Source organism: Xaviernesmea oryzae, from assembly GCF_900109605.1.
GTDB classification, from domain to species: domain Bacteria; phylum Pseudomonadota; class Alphaproteobacteria; order Rhizobiales; family Rhizobiaceae; genus Xaviernesmea; species Xaviernesmea oryzae.
On the sequence record NZ_FOAM01000016.1, the window covers coordinates 1 to 16310 of the forward strand.

Here is a 16310-nt window from a genome sequence, read left to right on the forward strand (position 1 = left end):
TCCGGACCTGCTGGCGATACCTGTCGGCAAGCCGAGACTGTTCCTCGCCGACAAAGGATATGACGGTGATTTCCTGCGCGAGGAACTCCTGATCCATGGGATCAGGCCAGTCATTCCGCCGAAGGCCAACCGGAAGAACCCGCCTGCCTGTGACTTCCGGGCATACAAGGATCGAAACCGCATTGAGCGGATGTTCAACCGCCTCAAGCAGTTCCGTCGCGTTGCGACCCGATACGACAAGACCCGAAAATCCTTCTCAGCATTTCTCGCCCTGGCTGCCGCTAAGATATGGCTGCCATACTTTGTCAACAGGACCTAACCGTCTGGCAGCATATTCGGATAATGATCAGCGCGCGATTTCGCGACAAATTTTTTGTTGTGCACTCAGCATTTGCCGAAAGAGTTTTCTTTGGATTGAGAGAACTATTTTGTGCTGGCTCTTCAAGGCATGGATGCTCACGTCGGTCATTAAACTCCCCACGCCATCAATCCGCACCGCATCGTCGCAGAAATCGGCGATCTGTCTGGAAAACCGCGTCCGATTCCCATAAATGGACAGTTGGCGTGTGCTGCGTGCGCTTCGGGCTTGCCCGAAATCGACGGAGACTTTGATCAATCTCTCTTCGGGAGTCTGACCCATGTCTTCGATCCTCACCAAGGGGCGAATCCAATCCAGTTTGCGCCGGTTCCTCGATCATGAGGCGGCAGGCGGGCTTGTGCTCATGGTCGTTGCCGCTCTGGCGCTGATCACCGCCAATTCGCCATTGGCGGGCGCTTATGCCGAGGCGCTGCATCTCGAGATCGGCCCGCTGAGCCTTCAGCATTGGATCAATGACGCGCTGATGGCTGTCTTCTTCCTGCTTGTGGGACTGGAGATCAAGCGTGAGATGCTGGACGGGCAGCTATCGAGCTGGAGCCGACGGCTTTTGCCGGGGGCCGCCGCCGCCGGGGGAATGCTGGTGCCGGCGCTGTTCTATATCAGCCTGAATGGATCGAACCCTGCCGCGCTGAAGGGATGGGCGATCCCGACGGCGACCGACATCGCCTTCGCACTGGGCGTCATCTCGCTTCTCGGGCGCCGCGTGCCAGCCTCGCTGAAGATCTTCCTCGCGGCGCTTGCCATCATTGATGACCTTGGCGCAGTGGTCATCATCGCGCTGTTTTACACCGCCCATCTGAACCTGTTGGCGCTTGGCGGCGCGGCGCTTGTTCTCATCGGGCTGTTCGCCCTCAATCGCTTGAAGGTAAAGGCGCTCTTGCCCTATCTGGCGCTCGGCCTCTTGCTCTGGATCCTGGTCTTTGCCTCCGGTATCCACGCCACGCTGGCTGGTGTCATGCTGGCGCTGACGATCCCCCTGAAAGTCACACCCGGCAAGCCGGAGGCAGACCACGCCCATTCACCGCTTCACCGCCTGGAACATTGGCTGCACAAGCCCGTGGCCTTTTTGATCGTGCCGATCTTCGGCTTTGCCAATGCCGGCGTCTCCTTTGCGGGCGTCTCCGCCGCCCTTTTTTCGGAGCCCTTGACCATGGGTGTTGCGTCCGGCCTGCTGCTGGGCAAGCTGATCGGCGTGTCGGGCGTCGTCTTCCTTCTGGTGAAGCTCGGCCTGGCCGATCTTCCGGCGCAAGCAAGCTGGGGGCAGATGATCGGCACGGCGTTTTTGTGCGGCATCGGCTTCACCATGTCACTGTTCATCGGCCTGCTCGCTTTCGATGAGCCCGCCGTGCAGGATCATGTCAAGATCGGCATCCTGCTCGGCTCGCTGGCTGCCGGCCTGCTCGGGGCGCTTTGCCTGGCACTCTCAGGCCGGCGCACACGAAGCGATGGCACGGCGCGGTGATCCCGGGGCGCAGCCGATTAAAGCGGATAGTTCGAAAAGACAAGGCGTAGCCGCTTGTCATCGGCAATGCTGACGGGCGTGATCAGCGTCTGCTGCAGAATCGCGGCATAGCACTGGTCGAAACCGAAGCCATTTTCCTTGCAGGGCGCGTGGCTCTGCCAGCGTTTGCGGATCAGGCTCTTCACCGCGACATTGTCCATGTTGAGCTCGGACACCGTCTGCACGCGGCCGAGTTCGATGCCGGCGGCCTGATAAGCGCGATAGGGCAGTTCGCTGCAGTAAATCGCATCGTTCTCGAAGGAGAAGAAGATGTCGTAAGGGCGACCATAAAGCCCGCCGGCCGAAGTCAGCACGGTCTCGACCTGCGCCGGGGTCAGGGCCGGATCACGGTAGATGGCGACGCGCTTGAAGAGACCGCGCGCGATCCAAGCATCCAGCGGCGTTTCCCGCACGCGACCGGCTGCTTCGATGACGACAAGCTGGCCAGCGCGATGCCGGATGATCCCCATATGGGTATAGGTGCTGGCCGTGGCCATCAGAATCGCGAGCGACTGGCTGCTCGTGGAGGTCTGGAAAATCAGATCGCCATCGTCTAGCGGCGGCAGATCCGGCTTGGCGTGCACGGCGATCCAGCCAAACACGAGCAGGACAGCCAGGCTGAGGCCAATGAACGCACGCTTCGTTTTCATCATTCCTCACGAGAGCCCAAGCCGCAGTCCGGCGCCAGGCAGCGCGCGTCTTTTGCCAGCAGCGATTATACAACGCAAGGTCGAATACGGTCTGACGGAAACACAATGAACATATCCCCTCGCCGCCTGTTTCGATGCTGGCGAAGCTATGGGGCCGCCACGTCCTCCAAAGCGCGGATCACAACCTCAAAACAGAAGCAAACGTCTGATTCGACTGGAATTTCCGTCTTTGACGTGTGATCTTTGAGAAGGCCGCGGAGAAGCGTCAAATCTGCCATGGAGCTTTGGACCAAAATGTGAATCGGTCCGGTGCTTTAGGCACGCCCACGGCCCAATGAGGAGAATGCCATGTTCGACCAATGCCACTGGATCAATGAGCCGCAGACATGGAGGGTCGAAGACGGCCGGCTGGATGTGACCACGGATGCGAACACCGATTTCTGGCGCGAGACTCATTATGGCTTCACGCGGGACAGCGGCCATGTCTTTGCCTATAGGCGCGAAGGCGGCTTTAGCGCGTCCTTGCGCATCCGTGCGCGGTATGAGGCGCTCTACGATCAGGCCGGCATGATGGTGCGCATTGACGAGAAGACCTGGATCAAGGCGGGGATCGAGCTTTCCGACGGTATGGCCTGCCTCGGCAGCGTGTTGACGGCAGGACAATCTGACTGGGCCACGGGTCGGTATGCAGGTGACCCGGGCGATTTTTATCTGCGCATCACCGTCGACAAGGGCGTGCTGCGCCTCCAGGCCTCAGGCGATGGCCGGCATTGGCCGCTGGTCCGTCTCTGCCCCTTTCCAGAGGCTGAGACCTATCTTGTGGGCCCAATGTGCTGCACGCCCGAGCGCGCGGGCCTGAGCGTCAGCTTCTCCGATTTCAAGGTCACGGATCCGCTCGGCAAGGATCTTCATGATCTGAGCTGAGACAAGATCGCCTCCCGCATCGGCCTTCTCAGCTCCGATAGGCGACCAGCACAGCGCCGGCTGCGATCAGGGCCACGCCGAGCCAGTTGGGCCCGGAAAGCTTTTCGCCCAGGAACAAAACGCCGAAGACGGCGACAAGAACGACGCTGAGCTTATCGAGCGGCGCCACGCGCGCCGCCTCTCCCGCCTTCAAGGCGCGGAAATAGCAAAGCCAGGACGCGCCCGTCGCCAGGCCCGAAAGCACGAGAAAGAGAGTGCCTTGCCGGCTGAGGCTGCGCATTGCGCCCCATTGCCCTGAAATGGAGAGAATCAGGGCAAGCAGCGCGATGACGACAAGTGTGCGCAGGAAGGTGGCGACATCGGAGGGCATATCGCCAACCCCGATCTTGGCGAAGATCGCCGTCAAGGCGGCGAATATGGCCGACATCAGGGCCCAGGCCTGCCATGGTTCCAGCATGCTCTTCATCGCGGCGCCCTCCCGCCTGCTGGATCAGGACTCGTGCCAAGCCTGACCCAGCACACGCAGCCAATTCTCCCGGCAGAGCTTGGCGAGCTCATCAGTGCTATAGCCGGCCTCGGCAAGCGCATGGACCAAGGCCTGGTTTCCGGCCGCATCGCCAATGGCGCTCGGAATGGTCGCGCCGTCGAAATCCGAGCCCAGGGCCACGCAGTCGATGCCCATGCGCTCGACCAGATAGTCGATATGGCGAACCATGTCGGCCAGCGGCGTGTCGGCATTTTCCTGCCCATCGGCGCGCAGCATCGTCGTGGCGTAGTTCAGCCCCACCAGCCCTTTGCCGGCGCGGATGGCATCCATCTGCCTGTCCGTCAAATTGCGGGCGACGGGGGTCAACGCATGGACATTGGAATGGCTGGCGATCAGCGGCTGGTTGCTGACCTTCTCTACGTCCCAGAAGCTTTGCTCCGTCATATGGGCCGTGTCGATCAGGATGCCGAGCGCATTGCAGGCCTTGACCAGCCGAATGCCGGCTTCCGTCAGGCCGGGGCCCGTGTCCGGGCTCATGGGATAGGCGAAAGGCACGCCGTGGGCAAAGGCGTTGTGCCGGCTCCAGACGGGGCCGAGGCTGCGCAGCCCGGCGGCATAGAAGGTTTCGAGCGCGGCGAGATCCTCGTCGATCGCTTCGCAGCCTTCCATATGCAGCACGGCGGCGAAAACGCCATCCGCCATAGCGGCGCGAATCTCGCCGGTGGTGCGGCAGAGGCGCCAGATCCCGGCGCGGTGAAGCCTCAGCGCGATGGCCGCGAAGTCGAGCGCGATATCGAGCGAGGGTTGCCGCTCCAGGGGAGCAGCGAGCGGGGTCTGGTAATGGCCGTTCTCGTCGGGCTGGCGCAGGATCAGATCGCCGGAGGGGATATAGATGGCGCAGAGCCCGCCGGCCAGGCCGCCCGCTTTGGCGCGAGGCGCATCGATATGGCCATGCGCGGCCCCGTCGCGAAACTCGGCCAGCGGGTCCCCGCCTTTGCGCGCGAGAGCCCAGAGCCGCAAGAGCACGTCATTGTGCCCATCGAAGACCGCCTGCATGAGAATCCCTGCCATCCTGTCGTTTCAAAGCCGGGACACAGAGAGCGCCCGAAACCGGCGCGAGCCTAGACAAAGCATCCGGCAAAAACAATGCGCGGAAAATCTCCTCCCGCATCAAGTGTATCTTGCCGAGGCATGGCGTCCAAATGGACAGTGCCTGTCAAACCCAGGGCTGTCCCCATCCGGCAAAATGTGCCAATGGACGCAGGCGACGATGGGAGAAGCGAGGCGTGGCATGATTCTCTTCCTGGGGCCGGAGCGGCTGGCCGCCAAGGCCCTGACGCTTTGCATGGTCTTGTCGCTTGCCGTCACCGCCGGCTGTGCCGGGCGGCCGCAAGGCGTGCTGATTCCCGAAGCCAGTGCGGCGACGGTGCGTTCCGTGGGCGCCTCGACGGTGGACATGCTGGTGGCGACAACGCGCGCGCCTTCCAAGCAGCCCGGCGTTCTCTTCAGCGGCGAGCGCGGCCAGGAGATGCGTGCAGCCGAAATCGTCGTGTCGATTCCGCCCGAGAAGAACCGCCAGGTCGGCCAGGTGCAATGGCCACGCAAGCTGCCGGCCAACCCCGCACGCGACTTCGCCACCGTATCAGTGACGCCGATGGACGACACGGCCAAGGTTCGCGGCTGGATCCGCCGAACCGCGCCGCGCCAAAGGCGCATGCTGGTCTTCGTCCACGGCTTCAACAATCGGTATGAGGACGCAGTCTACCGCTTCGCCCAGATCGTCCATGATTCACGGGCCGACGTCGCGCCGGTGATCTTTACCTGGCCGTCGCGCGGCAGCATCTTCGATTATAATTACGACAAGGACAGCACCAACTATTCCCGCGACGCGCTGGAAGAGCTGCTGACCACGGCCGCCAAGGACCCGGCAATTGCCGATATCACCGTCATGGCTCATTCCATGGGCTCTTGGCTGGTGGCCGAGGCCCTCCGGCAGATGGCCATCCGCAATGGCCGCGTGGCGCCGAAAATCACCAATGTCATTCTCGCCTCGCCCGACATCGATGTCGACGTGTTCAAGAAGCAGTGGGACGCCATGGGCCCACACAAGCCGAAATTCACGCTCTTCGTCTCGCGTGACGACCGGGCGCTCGCACTCTCGCGGCGCATTGCCGGCAATGTCGAGCGCTTAGGCCAGATCGATCCCTTGCAGGAGCCCTATCGCAGCGGGCTGGAGCAGGCGGGCATTACCGTGCTTGATCTCACGGCGCTCAAGGGCGGGGATCCGCTCAACCATGGCAAATTCGCCGAGAGCCCCGAGGTGGTGAAGCTCCTCGGCAACCGCCTGATCGCCGGCCAGACCATTACCGATTCCGAAGTCGGTATCGGCGAGCGCGTCGGCGCCGTGGCGCTCGGCACCGCCCAGACGGTAGGCAGCGCAGCCAGTGTCGCCGTTTCGACGCCGATCCTGATCTTCGACCCCCGCACCCGCGCCAATTACGGCGAGCAGCTGGACCGGCTCAACCAGTCGCTCGGCAATACGGTGGGCGCGGCCACGCTGCAGTGACATGATGATCGGCGCAAGCGGGCGTTCGGGTGGCTGCGCAGCCTGCCGTCTTTTGCTGCCCTGTTGAAAACGTCAATTTTTAAGCTGCGTAGATCGATGCGTCAGAGATCGGCTCCAAGACCGGCAGGTGGCCGGCATCGTCTTAATGGAAGGTCGATTTGGAAAAGAGGTTGAGGACCAGCACGCCGGAGATGATCAGGCCGAGGCCAATCAGTGCGGGCGTATCCAGCGTCTGCTTGAAAACCAAAAGACCGACCAGCGAGACCAGCACGATGCCGAGCCCGCTCCAGATGGCATAGGCGATGCCGACGGGGATGGCCTTCAGCGTATAGGACAGGCAGAAGAAGGCGACGGCATAGCAGACGACCATCATGACCGTCGGCCAGAGCCGCGTGAAGTGCTGGGCTGCCTGCAGGGCCGATGTGCCAAGCACCTCGAAGATGATGGCGATGACGAGAATGGCGTAGAGGGTGAGCGGATTCATTGCGCGGCAGTCTCCTTTTTGCCAAGCCCGCCGGCATGTTCCAACTAGGACCCTGTGCGACGATACGCATCTTTTGCGGGCCCGGCGTTTGCTTTATGCCATGGCACAACAATGGCCGGCGCCATGGCGGCGACGCAGGCTTGACCGCCAGCGGCAAGCGTCGAGGATGACAGTGACGATGAGCAAGACGGCGCAGACCATTCCTCTTTACGAAGCGATCGGCGGCGAGGACACGGTGAAGGCGCTGACCACGCGCTTCTACGTGCTGATGGACAGTCTGCCTGAGGCGGCACATTGCCGGGCGCTGCATCCGCAAGATCTGACGACGAGCCGTGACAAGCTGACCGATTATCTGATGGGCTGGCTTGGCGGGCCGCCTGTCTATGTCGAGAAATACGGGCATCCCATGCTGCGCCGGCGGCATTTCGGCGCGGCGATCGATGCGCAGGCGCGCGATGAATGGCTGCTCTGCTTCACCCGCGCGCTGGACGAGACGGTGGACCACCCACAGTTGCGCGCTATCATTCTGGAGCCGATCACGCGGCTGGCGCATCACATGCAGAACATGCCGTAGCAAAAGCGCCCTTGCCCGTCGGTCGGACGCCCCATGCCGTTGATCAGGCTGGCACACGGACCGATCGCGGGCATCCGCATGCACGGGCACATCATAAGGAACGCACAACATGGCCTTCGACAGCCGACGGAATGCTCTCTTCATCGCCGGCCTGATGGGGCTTGCCGGCGTGGCCAGCGCTGCCGGGGCTGCGCATGGCGCAGCAGAGGATGCGCGGTTGCTCTCCGCCGCATCCGCCCTCTGCCTGGCGCATGCACCGGCGCTTGTGGCCTTGGCCGCCGCATGGGATCGGCTGCGCACGGCTGCCCTTGCCGCACTGTTGATGGCGGTTGGCACTGCGCTCTTTGCCGGGGACATGACCATGCGCCATATGGCGGGCCACGGGCTTTTTCCCATGGCGGCGCCCGCAGGCGGCTTTGCCATCATGGCCGGATGGCTGGCTGTATCGATCGGCGGGCTTCTGCCTTCGCCCAAGGCCTGAACGACCGGCACATGACAGGTGCCGGTCCAGCGCTCACCCGTTGGTGCGCGCCGGCGGCGTGGTCTTCAGATCTTCCAAGGCGCGCTGAAGGCTGGATTTGCTGCCGTTGCGCAGGGGCACGAAGGCGGTGCCGAACTTCTTGCAGCCCGTCTTCACGCGCAGACATGCGTCATGGCTGATGCAGTCGATCGGGCAGAAGACACAATCGACCGAGGGAAGAACCCGATCGATCCGCGAGACCGCCTCGCGCAGGCCGCCATCATGATGCAGCAGTTCGGCGCCGAATTGGGCGGCGATTTCACGCAGATGCGCGACCTGACAATCCCGGCCGCCGACATAAAGAAAGCTGCGGCCTTCCAGCCCTTGCGCCGAAACGGTGTCGGCCGGGGCCGCGGTCTCGACCTTGTCAGGGACATCCTTGCGTTTGGTCTTCTTGCCCGAGCGCTTGTCGCCCATCTTGCCAGTCTCCGAATGGGTTCAAAAAGTCAGGTGAGAAACCTGAGATGGCCGTACGCTAGCGCAACTGTATGACGCCGGCAAGATAATATGAGTAATTTTATCATCTTTAAGGCGCCAGTTGCCAAAGGCTGGGCGTTCCTCGAGCAGCCTGCGGGAAGAATGACTGGCACCGCGGTCCTTCGTGGCTCCACATGAACCTTCCAGCTACCGACAAGCTGCCAGCGACCTAACCCCTGCTTTTCCTAACGCTTGAACTCCAGCGGCACCTTAAACAGCCAGCTGGTCCTGTCGACGGCGGCTGGAATGGCGGGAAAGGGCGCGGCTCGGCGGACATTGTCCATCGCCGCCTGATCGAGAACAGCAGACCCGCTGCTTGACAGAACCGAGACGCGAGAGACGCTTCCACCTGGCCCGATCAGGAAGGATACGACGACTGTCCCTCGCAGGCCATCCCGCTGCGCCTCACTGGGGTATTTGTTGGCGCGTCTTAGCCGTGACTGGATCATCTGCTGGTAGCGCGATGCCGCGGCATTGCCGGCATCGCTGGAGCGGCCGGACGAACCGGCGCTGCTGGTTGCGGCATTGGCTGTTTCCGCGCCATCGGCCTCGCCTTTGCGCGCGGACTCGCGGGCGGCGCCCTTTTCCCCGCCTGTCGGCTTGGCGCGGCGCGGCGTCTCGCGCTCTGCCACTTTTTTCGGCTCAGGCTTTTTCGAAAGCTCCGGCTTTGGCGGTTGCGGCTTTTCGGGCTTGGGCGGCTCCGGCCTTTCCAGCGGCACCACCGTTTCCACAGGCGGGGCGGCAGCCACGACGTCCGGCGGCGTTTGCGAGACCGGCGGCAGGCTTTCCTCCGGCATCACCACATCGGCATCAACGGGCGGGGCCGGCGGCTCCAAGGGCACGGTGGCCGTCTGGACAGGCTGGTTGGGTGCAATCTCCTGCGGTGCTACGCTCTCGCTCGTCTGCGGCGTTACCGTCTCCGGCGCAATCTCCGTCGGCGCCAGCGGGTCGATCTCCGCCGTTTCCGTTGGCTGCTCGCTGGGGCTCAGCACCTCGTTCGGCGCGCCAGCCTGGAGCGTTTCCTCGAAGGCATTGCCCAGCATGGCCACCTGCATGGCCTGCCCTCCTTCGAGCATATCGGGCGCCTCGGTCTTCGGCATGAGGATCACGGCTCCGGCAACGGCATGCAGGCACAAGGAAAGGCCGATCCCCACCGTCCAGCGCAGTGTCTTACTCATCACCCTGATCCCTTATTCTGCTGCCGGCCTCAGCCCTTCAGCGCGATCGGCGCCTTGGAACCGGTGCGCAGACCGCTCATGCAGGCTTCGCGGGCCAGGCCTTCGCCCGTGCAGACAGGCGCGTCATTGATCAGCAGGCTGCCCAAGGCTTCGCACCGCGTGCCCGGTAGATCGAACTGGCGCACCTTGGTCTTGCCGGCCGGAAGATCGCGAAAATCGAGCACCGCCATGCGCTCGACCAGGCCCTGCCCGTTGAACAGCACGAATTCGAAGGAGACCTTGCCGACATCCTGGGCAAGCGCGCTCTCGGCGGTAAAGGTCAGCTTGCAGCCTTTATCGGATGGCGTCAGGCTGTTCAGTTCGACCAGAAGCCCCTTCGCCGCGCCGGCTGCGTCCTGGGCCCATGCGGCACCGGCAAACGGAAGGCTTGCCAGCGACAAGGCAAAGCCGGCCGCCATCATCACACTCGTCTTCATGCCCGTCATGCCATTTCCTCGCATCGCCGCCGAACCTGTCGCCTTGCGTCCATAAATAAACGTGAGTAAGGCAGTCAAGATAGCGGGTGCAATATCCTCTGTCACCCCCGTCCTCTGTTACCGACACGGGGCGGCGGATCGCAGGTGCGGCCGATGGCAAGGCCGGCTTTGCCGGAAGGAGAATGAGCATGGCAAGCGTCGAAAGACGAAGCGACGACCTGGCAGCCGGTCGGTTGCAGACGGATGAAGCAGGCAGTCGGTCCCAGGCAGTCCTGGCAAGCGACCAACCGGCCGGCCGCCGGCTGACGGAAAGCCGTGGCGTGGAGGACCATCTGGCCGGCGACCGCTCCGCCAAGGCCCGGCGCGCCATTACGCTGCTCATCGTTCTGCTGGCCATGGCCTTTCTGGCATCCATCATGCTTGGCGTCGCCAACGCCTCGGTGCCCGCCGTGATCAGGCTGATTCTCGGGATCGAGGATGGCGCGGCCTCGCTGCGCGACCGCATCATCATCCTCGACATCCGCCTGCCGCGCGCCCTTCTGGGCCTGCTCGTGGGATCGGCGCTGGCTGTCTCAGGCGCGCTGATGCAGGGGCTGTTTCGCAATCCGCTGGCCGATCCCGCGCTGGTCGGCGTCTCCTCCGGCGCGGCATTGGGGGCGGTCACGATGATCGTCCTCGGCCATGCGCTCATGCCCTGGCTGCCGCCGGCGCTATCCCTGCTCGCTCTCCCGCTTGCCGCCTTTCTCGGCGGGCTGGCCTCGACGCTGCTTCTCTATCGCATCGCCACCAGCGGCCAGGTCACCTCGGTCGCGACCATGCTGCTCGCCGGCATCGCGCTCGGCGCTTTGAGCAGCGCCGCCACCGGCCTTCTGGTTTTCATCGCCGATGACCGGCAATTGCGCGACATCACCTTCTGGACGCTCGGATCGCTGGCCGGCGCCACCTGGCAAAAGGTGGCGATCGCCGCACCGGTGATCCTGGTCGCGCTGGGGATCAGCAGCATTCTGGCGCGCGGGCTCAATGCGTTGACGCTTGGAGAAGCGGCTGCCTTCCACATGGGCTTCTCGGTGCAGCGGCTCAAAATCGGCGCCATCCTCTGTGTTGCCGCCGCGACGGGCGCCGCAGTGGCCACCAGCGGCGCCATCGGCTTTATCGGCATCGTCGTCCCGCATCTCCTGCGTCTCGTCATCGGCCCCGACAACCGCTATCTGCTGCCGGCATCCGCGCTTCTCGGCGCCGCCCTCTTGCTTGGCGCGGACATGATCTCGCGCCTTGTCGCCGCTCCGGCGGAATTGCCGATCGGCATCATCACGGCGCTGGCCGGCGCGCCGGTCTTTCTCGCCATTCTCATTCGCGGTCGGGGCCGCCTGGGCCTATGAGCATGGATCTTCTCGTGCGCGATCTCGGCGTGACCCTTGGCGGCGCCACCATTCTCTCCGGCACCGGCTTCACCGCCAAAGCCGGTGCTCTGACGGCGATCATCGGCCCCAGCGGCTGCGGCAAGACCACGACGCTCAAGGCGCTATCAGGCGAGATTGCCTATCGCGGCTCGATCCGCCTGCGCGGCCAGGAGGTGTCGTCGCTCTCGCCGCTGGCCCTTGCCCGCATGCGGGCCGTGCTGCCGCAGGCAAGCCTGCTGGCCTTTCCCTTCACCGTGCGGGAGGTGGTGGCCATGGGCCTCCAGGCAGCCGGCGGACGTGCCGGCGAGGACGGCCGGCTGATCGCGGCAGCGCTCGAGGCCGTGGATCTCGGCGGCTTTGCCGGGCGCTTTTATGGCGAGCTTTCCGGCGGCGAGCAGCAGCGTGCCCAGCTCGCCCGGGCACTCTGCCAGATCGAGGCAGCGGGACAAGAGCATGCCCTGCCCTTCCTGTTTCTCGACGAGCCCGTCTCCAGCCTAGACATCCGCCATCAGCTGTCGATCATGCAGCTTGCCCGCGCCCATGCGCGCAAAGGCGGTGGCGTCGTGGCGGTCATGCATGACCTCAACCTCACAGCCATGTTCGCCGACAATATCGTGATGATGCGCGCCGGCCGGGTAGAGGCCGAGGGCACGCCAGACGCGGTGATGACCGATCCGCTGCTCGGCCGCCTCTTTGGCTGCGCGCTCAGGGTCGGGGCCGTGCCGCCGCCGCCGATCCCCTTCGTCCTGCCGCAGACCGCCATCGAGCCGTAGGGGTAATCAAGCCTCTATAAGAGGCCGCGTTGGCCGGCATTTCGGCTTTTCCTTAGGAACAAATCCGGGCTGTGAACGTTTTGAGGCCAGGGATGTGGCAAGTCATGCATCGCCTGCCTGCCCTGTCTTGAGCCGAACCCGCGGCACGAAGGAGTTTCCCTATGTTATCAGATCTTTTCTCCGGCAAGTCCTCCCGCCGGCGTGGAAGCGCATTGTTCGACCAGTCGCTCGACGGTCAGTTGAGCGATATCCGCGACGACATCGCGTCCCTTACCCGCCTTCTTGCCAAGCGCGGTGACAAGGCGTCCCACCTCGTGCGCGACCGTGCAAGCGACGCGCGCTCCGCAGCAGAGGCTGGTTTCAGCGACATGATGGAGGGTGCGGAGGAACTGCTGTCCGATCTGCGCCATCGTTATGCCTCCACCGAGCGTCAGGTCCGCCACACGGTGCGCGAACATCCGCTTGCAGCTGTCGGCATTATCGCCGCCGTCGGTCTTCTCGCCGTCTCGATGATGCGCAAATAGTCCTCCCAGGACCGCATGCCTCGTGTTGCATGAGCCAAGAGCCTTCGCCTTATTTCGCCGATACGCGGGAACGAGCGCCTTGTTCGGCTGTTGGACTGCGCAGCGAGGATGACAGGTGCCGCTGGACCACCAAGCGGCACAGGAAATAGGCCTGCGCACCTCGAGGCGGTGAAGTGCGCAGGGCGCTTAAAATCCGAACCAAGCACGCTCGGCGGCGCGTGAAACTTATCGATGTCCGGAGCCATGTGACGATCCGGAACTGTTCTGGGAGACGCTTATGGGCCCGCTTGTGGCTTTTCTATCCAGCTTGGCCGCAACCGATATGAGCCTCGCGGTCGCTCGCATCAAACGCAATGCGATTCTGCGTGCGATTGCCGGCTCCTTTTTTCTGACAGCCGTAATCTTCGGGCTGATCGCCTTAACGATCTACCTCTCCCACAAGCTGGGACCGATCGGCGCCACGCTGGCCGTGGGCGGCGTCTTCCTGGTGTTTGGCATCATTACCCTCATCACCATGTCGATCATGGAAGCACGAGACCGCCGGATCGCCGAGGAGCGCAAGCGCAAATCGCAGGTGCAGACCAATCTGGTCATGGCCACGACGATGACGCTGTTTCGCCGCAAGCCATTGATGGCAGCCGGCATTGCCATGGCAGTCGGCGGCCTGCTCGGCTTCACCCGCCTCGGCTTCGGCGGACGCGACGACGACGCCTGATCGCTGGCCTTCTGATCGGCACAATCGGCCTTGTTGCGGCGCTCCTCTGGAGCGCCGTTTTTTTTGGCTTTATAATTTCGGGAAAGGCTTGCTTCGCGCTACCGCTTCAAGACCACGGACTGCTGCGTGCGAGATGACTGGTCAGAGTGGCAGGCGGATGATGGCGGTCACGCCATCAGGCAGATATTCGACCTTCACCGAGCTGCCCATAACCTTGTCCAGGCTGCGTTCGATCAGGATGGAGCCGAACCCCCGGCGCTGCGGCTCCTGCACGAGGGGGCCGCCAACCTCGGTCCAGGTCAGGTGGAGCACGCGCCCGCCTTCTTCCGGCACGCCCCGCGCGGTGAAGACGATCCGGCCCTTGGGAACAGAAAGCGCACCGTATTTCGCTGCATTCGTCGCCAGCTCGTGCAGAACCAGACCGAGCCCCACGGCTTGATCGGGGCCAAGCAGGATCTCGTCCTTGTGGATTTCGACCTGGGCTTGATAGTCGCGCACATGCGGAGCGAGCTGCTTCTCCAACAGAGCAGACAGACGGATTGCGCCCCATTCATGATCCGACAGCAGCCCATGCGCTTCGGAAATCGCCTGCAGCCGGCCGGCAAAAGCGGTCATGAACTGCTGCGGATCGCTCGTCTGCCGCAGCGTCTGGCGCGCCAGCGATTGCAGCATGGCCAGTGTATTCTTCACCCGGTGATTGAGCTCGCGCAGCAGCAGCCGGGTTCGCTGACTGGAGGTCTGTTCCGATGTGACATCGATATTGACGCCGAGAAACACGGTTGGACGGCCCTTGGCGTCACGCTCATGCACGCGGCCTCGCCCAAGCAGCCAGCGGCCGGTCGAGGCCACGCGGATGGTGCTGTCGTAATCGGCGGCGCCGGCCATGGCATGGCGCAGGTTTTCCAGCATGCGCGCCCGGTCGTCACGGTGGATGGCGGTGAAGAAGTCCCGCGCGTGATAGGAGGCTGCGGGCTCCATGCCGAACATGCGGGCCATGGCCAGGTTGCACGAGATCGTGCCCGTCCGCACGTCCCACAGCCAGCTGCCGACATTGGCCGCTTCCAGCGCCATGGCGTGGCGGCGCTCATCGCGCGACAAAGCCACTTCGTTGAGCGCACGCTGGTTGGCATCTTCCTTCAGCGAGATCATCGAGCCGATGATGGCGGCAAAATCGGCGAGCTTCGCCTCTTCCTCGCTGCTGAGGCCATTGCGGATCTTGCCATCCCCCAAAAACAGAAAACCGACAGGCTTTCCTTCAGCGAAGACCGGCAGAATGCAGGCGAAGGCAAGAGGCGCACCAGCCGTCACCGCCTCGTGGCCTGACAGCTCCGCATCCGTTCGGACGTCGGCAAGGACGATGGTCTGGGGCTGGTCGCCCAGCCTTGGAGCCAGATGCTGGGCAAAATCGGCGATTTCAGGGGTCAAACCAAGCCAGGCAACGGGGCTTGCCGAACGCCGGCAGCCGATCGTCACCGAGCGCACCTCCAGCACCGACGCGACCAGCTTGGCCACATGCAGCAGATCGCGATCCCCGCCTGAGTCGTGCAGTGCCCTCTCGTCATGGGGTTCGAGCGGCGCCGGCGGCACGAGCGTTGGCAGAGGCGAAACCGCCGAATGGGTCACGGTCGTCATTCAAAGTCCCCTGGACAGGATCAAGGCGAAGGCCTGTCCACTGAAAACACGGTGAAATCGGCTTCGAAACGAAGAGCAGCCATTGAAACTCGCCCTGGTCTGTCGCCGCGCTGCGGGCTGTCGCCGGACACCGCAGGCGCGCCGAAACGCGATCAATCCTTAGCGCGGTCTGGACATTCGAGCCAGCCCTCTCTTGCCAGCGCGATGATCGTTTTCAAGATCCGCTGACAATCTCACCGGTATTCGATCAAATCGACAGCGCGATTGCCGACACTCAGAGCATGACCCGGCGAAAGCGCGCCAAACAATCTAACCCGCGAGCCACGGGCGGAAAATTAAAAAAAGGCAATGCTGACATTCGCACGGACGTACAGACGCGTCGGCCCGACTTTGCTGAAGCCAACCCACGCTGATGATGAATACTGATCATGCGCCGGACCTGCCTTGCCGAATGCGCCCACCCTACAAAGAAGGCAGGCGCATCCGAAGATCAGGAGACGAAAGCGCGTGAAGTAAGCGGCGCGGATGTTGCGTCCGGGCCATATTCATTCTCGCCGGTCACCTGCAGAATATCCTGCAGGCGCTGACGTGCGCGGTTCACGCGGCTCTTGATCGTGCCCAGGGCGCAGCCGCAAATCTCGGCTGCTTCCTCATAGGAAAAGCCGGAGGCGCCGACGAGGACGATGGCTTCGCGCTGGTCCGGCGGCAGCATGTTCAAGGCCCGCTTGAAGTCCTGCAGATCGAGAGAGCCGTATTGCGACGGATGCTGGGCAAGCGATTCGGTAAAAAATCCGTCGCTGTCCTGCACCTCACGGCCCCGCTTGCGCATCTGGCTGTACAGCTCGTTTCGCAGGATGGTGAAAAGCCAAGCCTTCATGTTCGTGCCCATCTCGAAATGGTCCTGCTTCGCCCAGGCCTTCATGATGGTGTCCTGCACAAGATCATCCGCGCGGTCGTGGCGGCCGATCAACGACATGGCAAAGGCACGCAGACTCGGCAGGGCAGCCAGCATCTCGCGCTTGAAGTTCGGTTCCTCAGTCGACATGGACT

At 63.3% G+C, this 16310-nt stretch carries 20 protein-coding genes; 10 read left to right on the top strand and 10 right to left on the bottom strand.

Annotated features, from left to right (window positions below; genetic code table 11):
* Positions 1–319, top strand: a 319-nt coding sequence (locus BMX61_RS18220; protein ID WP_139198957.1) for a transposase, incomplete at its 5' end; no start/stop codon positions are given.
* 27 nt (positions 320–346) lie between these two features.
* Here the strand turns inward: BMX61_RS18220 and BMX61_RS18225 are convergent.
* Positions 347–640, bottom strand: coding sequence for a hypothetical protein (locus tag BMX61_RS18225; RefSeq protein ID WP_075625598.1), 294 nt, complete (start codon positions 638–640; stop codon positions 347–349).
* Between BMX61_RS18225 and nhaA the strand changes: the two genes are divergently transcribed.
* Positions 639–1841, top strand: a complete 1203-nt coding sequence (gene nhaA / locus BMX61_RS18230; RefSeq protein WP_075625599.1) for a Na+/H+ antiporter NhaA — start codon at positions 639–641, stop codon at positions 1839–1841. The two genes, BMX61_RS18225 and nhaA, sit on opposite strands and share 2 nt — an antisense overlap.
* Before the next feature lie 17 nt (positions 1842–1858).
* Here nhaA and BMX61_RS18235 read toward each other — a convergent pair whose 3' ends face one another.
* Positions 1859–2533, bottom strand: a complete 675-nt coding sequence (locus tag BMX61_RS18235; RefSeq protein WP_083639199.1) for a YiiX/YebB-like N1pC/P60 family cysteine hydrolase — start codon at positions 2531–2533, stop codon at positions 1859–1861.
* A 345-nt stretch (positions 2534–2878) separates the two neighbouring features.
* On the opposite strand from BMX61_RS18235, the gene BMX61_RS18240 reads away from it, so the two are divergent.
* Positions 2879–3454, top strand: coding sequence for a DUF1349 domain-containing protein (locus tag BMX61_RS18240; protein WP_075625600.1), 576 nt, complete (start codon positions 2879–2881; stop codon positions 3452–3454).
* Positions 3455–3482: 28 nt separating this feature from the next.
* Here BMX61_RS18240 and BMX61_RS18245 read toward each other — a convergent pair whose 3' ends face one another.
* The gene (locus tag BMX61_RS18245) at positions 3483–3920 is read right to left on the bottom strand and encodes an EamA family transporter (protein ID WP_075625601.1); all 438 of its coding nucleotides are present in this window, start codon (positions 3918–3920) and stop codon (positions 3483–3485) included.
* Positions 3921–3944: 24 nt separating this feature from the next.
* Positions 3945–4997, bottom strand: a complete 1053-nt coding sequence (locus BMX61_RS18250; protein ID WP_075625602.1) for a dipeptidase — start codon at positions 4995–4997, stop codon at positions 3945–3947.
* Between the two features lie 235 nt (positions 4998–5232).
* Here BMX61_RS18250 and BMX61_RS18255 point away from each other — a divergent pair, with 235 nt between their 5' ends.
* A complete protein-coding gene (locus BMX61_RS18255) occupies positions 5233–6507 on the top strand; it encodes an alpha/beta hydrolase (protein ID WP_075625603.1) in 1275 nt (424 codons plus the stop codon).
* Positions 6508–6649: 142 nt separating this feature from the next.
* On the opposite strand, the gene BMX61_RS18260 is transcribed toward BMX61_RS18255, so the two are convergent.
* Complete coding sequence (locus BMX61_RS18260) at positions 6650–6991, bottom strand: DMT family transporter (protein ID WP_075625604.1); 342 nt, start codon at positions 6989–6991, stop codon at positions 6650–6652.
* Positions 6992–7169: 178 nt separating this feature from the next.
* On the opposite strand from BMX61_RS18260, the gene BMX61_RS18265 reads away from it, so the two are divergent.
* On the top strand, positions 7170–7565 hold the full coding sequence (locus tag BMX61_RS18265) for a group II truncated hemoglobin (protein WP_075625605.1): 396 nt from the start codon (positions 7170–7172) through the stop codon (positions 7563–7565).
* Positions 7566–7674: 109 nt separating this feature from the next.
* On the top strand, positions 7675–8046 hold the full coding sequence (locus BMX61_RS18270; protein WP_075625606.1) for a DUF423 domain-containing protein: 372 nt from the start codon (positions 7675–7677) through the stop codon (positions 8044–8046).
* Between the two features lie 33 nt (positions 8047–8079).
* Here the strand turns inward: BMX61_RS18270 and BMX61_RS18275 are convergent, their stop codons facing one another.
* The 3 genes from BMX61_RS18275 to BMX61_RS18285 all read right to left on the bottom strand — a co-directional run bounded on the left by BMX61_RS18275 (position 8080) and on the right by BMX61_RS18285 (position 10225).
* On the bottom strand, positions 8080–8502 hold the full coding sequence (locus BMX61_RS18275; protein ID WP_075625607.1) for a DUF2325 domain-containing protein: 423 nt from the start codon (positions 8500–8502) through the stop codon (positions 8080–8082).
* A gap of 245 nt (positions 8503–8747) precedes the next feature.
* On the bottom strand, positions 8748–9740 hold the full coding sequence (locus BMX61_RS18280) for a TonB family protein (protein WP_075625608.1): 993 nt from the start codon (positions 9738–9740) through the stop codon (positions 8748–8750).
* Between the two features lie 29 nt (positions 9741–9769).
* Positions 9770–10225 (bottom strand): hypothetical protein, encoded by a 456-nt coding sequence (locus BMX61_RS18285; protein WP_075625609.1) that lies wholly within the window; start codon positions 10223–10225, stop codon positions 9770–9772.
* A 179-nt stretch (positions 10226–10404) separates the two neighbouring features.
* Here BMX61_RS18285 and BMX61_RS18290 point away from each other — a divergent pair, with 179 nt between their 5' ends.
* From BMX61_RS18290 to BMX61_RS18305, 4 genes are all read left to right on the top strand, one after another.
* Entirely contained in the window at positions 10405–11595 is a 1191-nt protein-coding gene (locus BMX61_RS18290) for a FecCD family ABC transporter permease (RefSeq protein ID WP_083639200.1), read from the top strand.
* Complete coding sequence (locus tag BMX61_RS18295) at positions 11592–12389, top strand: heme ABC transporter ATP-binding protein (protein ID WP_075625610.1); 798 nt, start codon at positions 11592–11594, stop codon at positions 12387–12389. The genes BMX61_RS18290 and BMX61_RS18295 overlap by 4 nt, the downstream gene beginning before the upstream one ends.
* 161 nt (positions 12390–12550) lie before the next feature.
* Positions 12551–12913, top strand: coding sequence for an ElaB/YgaM/YqjD family protein (locus BMX61_RS18300; protein ID WP_075625611.1), 363 nt, complete (start codon positions 12551–12553; stop codon positions 12911–12913).
* A gap of 277 nt (positions 12914–13190) precedes the next feature.
* On the top strand, positions 13191–13628 hold the full coding sequence (locus BMX61_RS18305) for a hypothetical protein (RefSeq protein WP_075625612.1): 438 nt from the start codon (positions 13191–13193) through the stop codon (positions 13626–13628).
* 141 nt (positions 13629–13769) lie between these two features.
* On the opposite strand, the gene BMX61_RS18310 is transcribed toward BMX61_RS18305, so the two are convergent.
* Positions 13770–15260: a sensor histidine kinase gene (locus tag BMX61_RS18310; RefSeq protein WP_075625613.1), complete on the bottom strand. Its 1491-nt coding sequence runs from the start codon at positions 15258–15260 to the stop codon at positions 13770–13772.
* Positions 15261–15750: 490 nt separating this feature from the next.
* Positions 15751–16305, bottom strand: coding sequence for an RNA polymerase sigma factor (locus BMX61_RS18315; protein ID WP_075625614.1), 555 nt, complete (start codon positions 16303–16305; stop codon positions 15751–15753).
* Between the last annotated feature and the right edge of the window lie 5 nt (positions 16306–16310).

Bases quoted from the DNA above. Each gene is read 5' to 3' on its own strand.
- BMX61_RS18245 (WP_075625601.1), bottom strand. From the start codon at position 3,920: ATGAAGAGCATGCTGGAACCATGGCAGGCCTGGGCCCTGATGTCGGCC.
- BMX61_RS18265 (WP_075625605.1), top strand. From the start codon at position 7,170: ATGAGCAAGACGGCGCAGACCATTCCTCTTTACGAAGCGATCGGCGGC.
- BMX61_RS18240 (WP_075625600.1), top strand. From the start codon at position 2,879: ATGTTCGACCAATGCCACTGGATCAATGAGCCGCAGACATGGAGGGTC.
- BMX61_RS18250 (WP_075625602.1), bottom strand. From the start codon at position 4,997: ATGCAGGCGGTCTTCGATGGGCACAATGACGTGCTCTTGCGGCTCTGG.
- BMX61_RS18225 (WP_075625598.1), bottom strand. From the start codon at position 640: ATGGGTCAGACTCCCGAAGAGAGATTGATCAAAGTCTCCGTCGATTTC.
- BMX61_RS18315 (WP_075625614.1), bottom strand. From the start codon at position 16,305: ATGTCGACTGAGGAACCGAACTTCAAGCGCGAGATGCTGGCTGCCCTG.
- BMX61_RS18275 (WP_075625607.1), bottom strand. From the start codon at position 8,502: ATGGGCGACAAGCGCTCGGGCAAGAAGACCAAACGCAAGGATGTCCCT.
- BMX61_RS18270 (WP_075625606.1), top strand. From the start codon at position 7,675: ATGGCCTTCGACAGCCGACGGAATGCTCTCTTCATCGCCGGCCTGATG.
- BMX61_RS18295 (WP_075625610.1), top strand. From the start codon at position 11,592: ATGAGCATGGATCTTCTCGTGCGCGATCTCGGCGTGACCCTTGGCGGC.
- BMX61_RS18310 (WP_075625613.1), bottom strand. From the start codon at position 15,260: ATGACGACCGTGACCCATTCGGCGGTTTCGCCTCTGCCAACGCTCGTG.
- BMX61_RS18235 (WP_083639199.1), bottom strand. From the start codon at position 2,533: ATGATGAAAACGAAGCGTGCGTTCATTGGCCTCAGCCTGGCTGTCCTG.
- BMX61_RS18260 (WP_075625604.1), bottom strand. From the start codon at position 6,991: ATGAATCCGCTCACCCTCTACGCCATTCTCGTCATCGCCATCATCTTC.
- nhaA (WP_075625599.1), top strand. From the start codon at position 639: ATGTCTTCGATCCTCACCAAGGGGCGAATCCAATCCAGTTTGCGCCGG.
- BMX61_RS18300 (WP_075625611.1), top strand. From the start codon at position 12,551: ATGTTATCAGATCTTTTCTCCGGCAAGTCCTCCCGCCGGCGTGGAAGC.
- BMX61_RS18280 (WP_075625608.1), bottom strand. From the start codon at position 9,740: ATGAGTAAGACACTGCGCTGGACGGTGGGGATCGGCCTTTCCTTGTGC.
- BMX61_RS18255 (WP_075625603.1), top strand. From the start codon at position 5,233: ATGATTCTCTTCCTGGGGCCGGAGCGGCTGGCCGCCAAGGCCCTGACG.
- BMX61_RS18290 (WP_083639200.1), top strand. From the start codon at position 10,405: ATGGCAAGCGTCGAAAGACGAAGCGACGACCTGGCAGCCGGTCGGTTG.
- BMX61_RS18285 (WP_075625609.1), bottom strand. From the start codon at position 10,225: ATGACGGGCATGAAGACGAGTGTGATGATGGCGGCCGGCTTTGCCTTG.
- BMX61_RS18305 (WP_075625612.1), top strand. From the start codon at position 13,191: ATGGGCCCGCTTGTGGCTTTTCTATCCAGCTTGGCCGCAACCGATATG.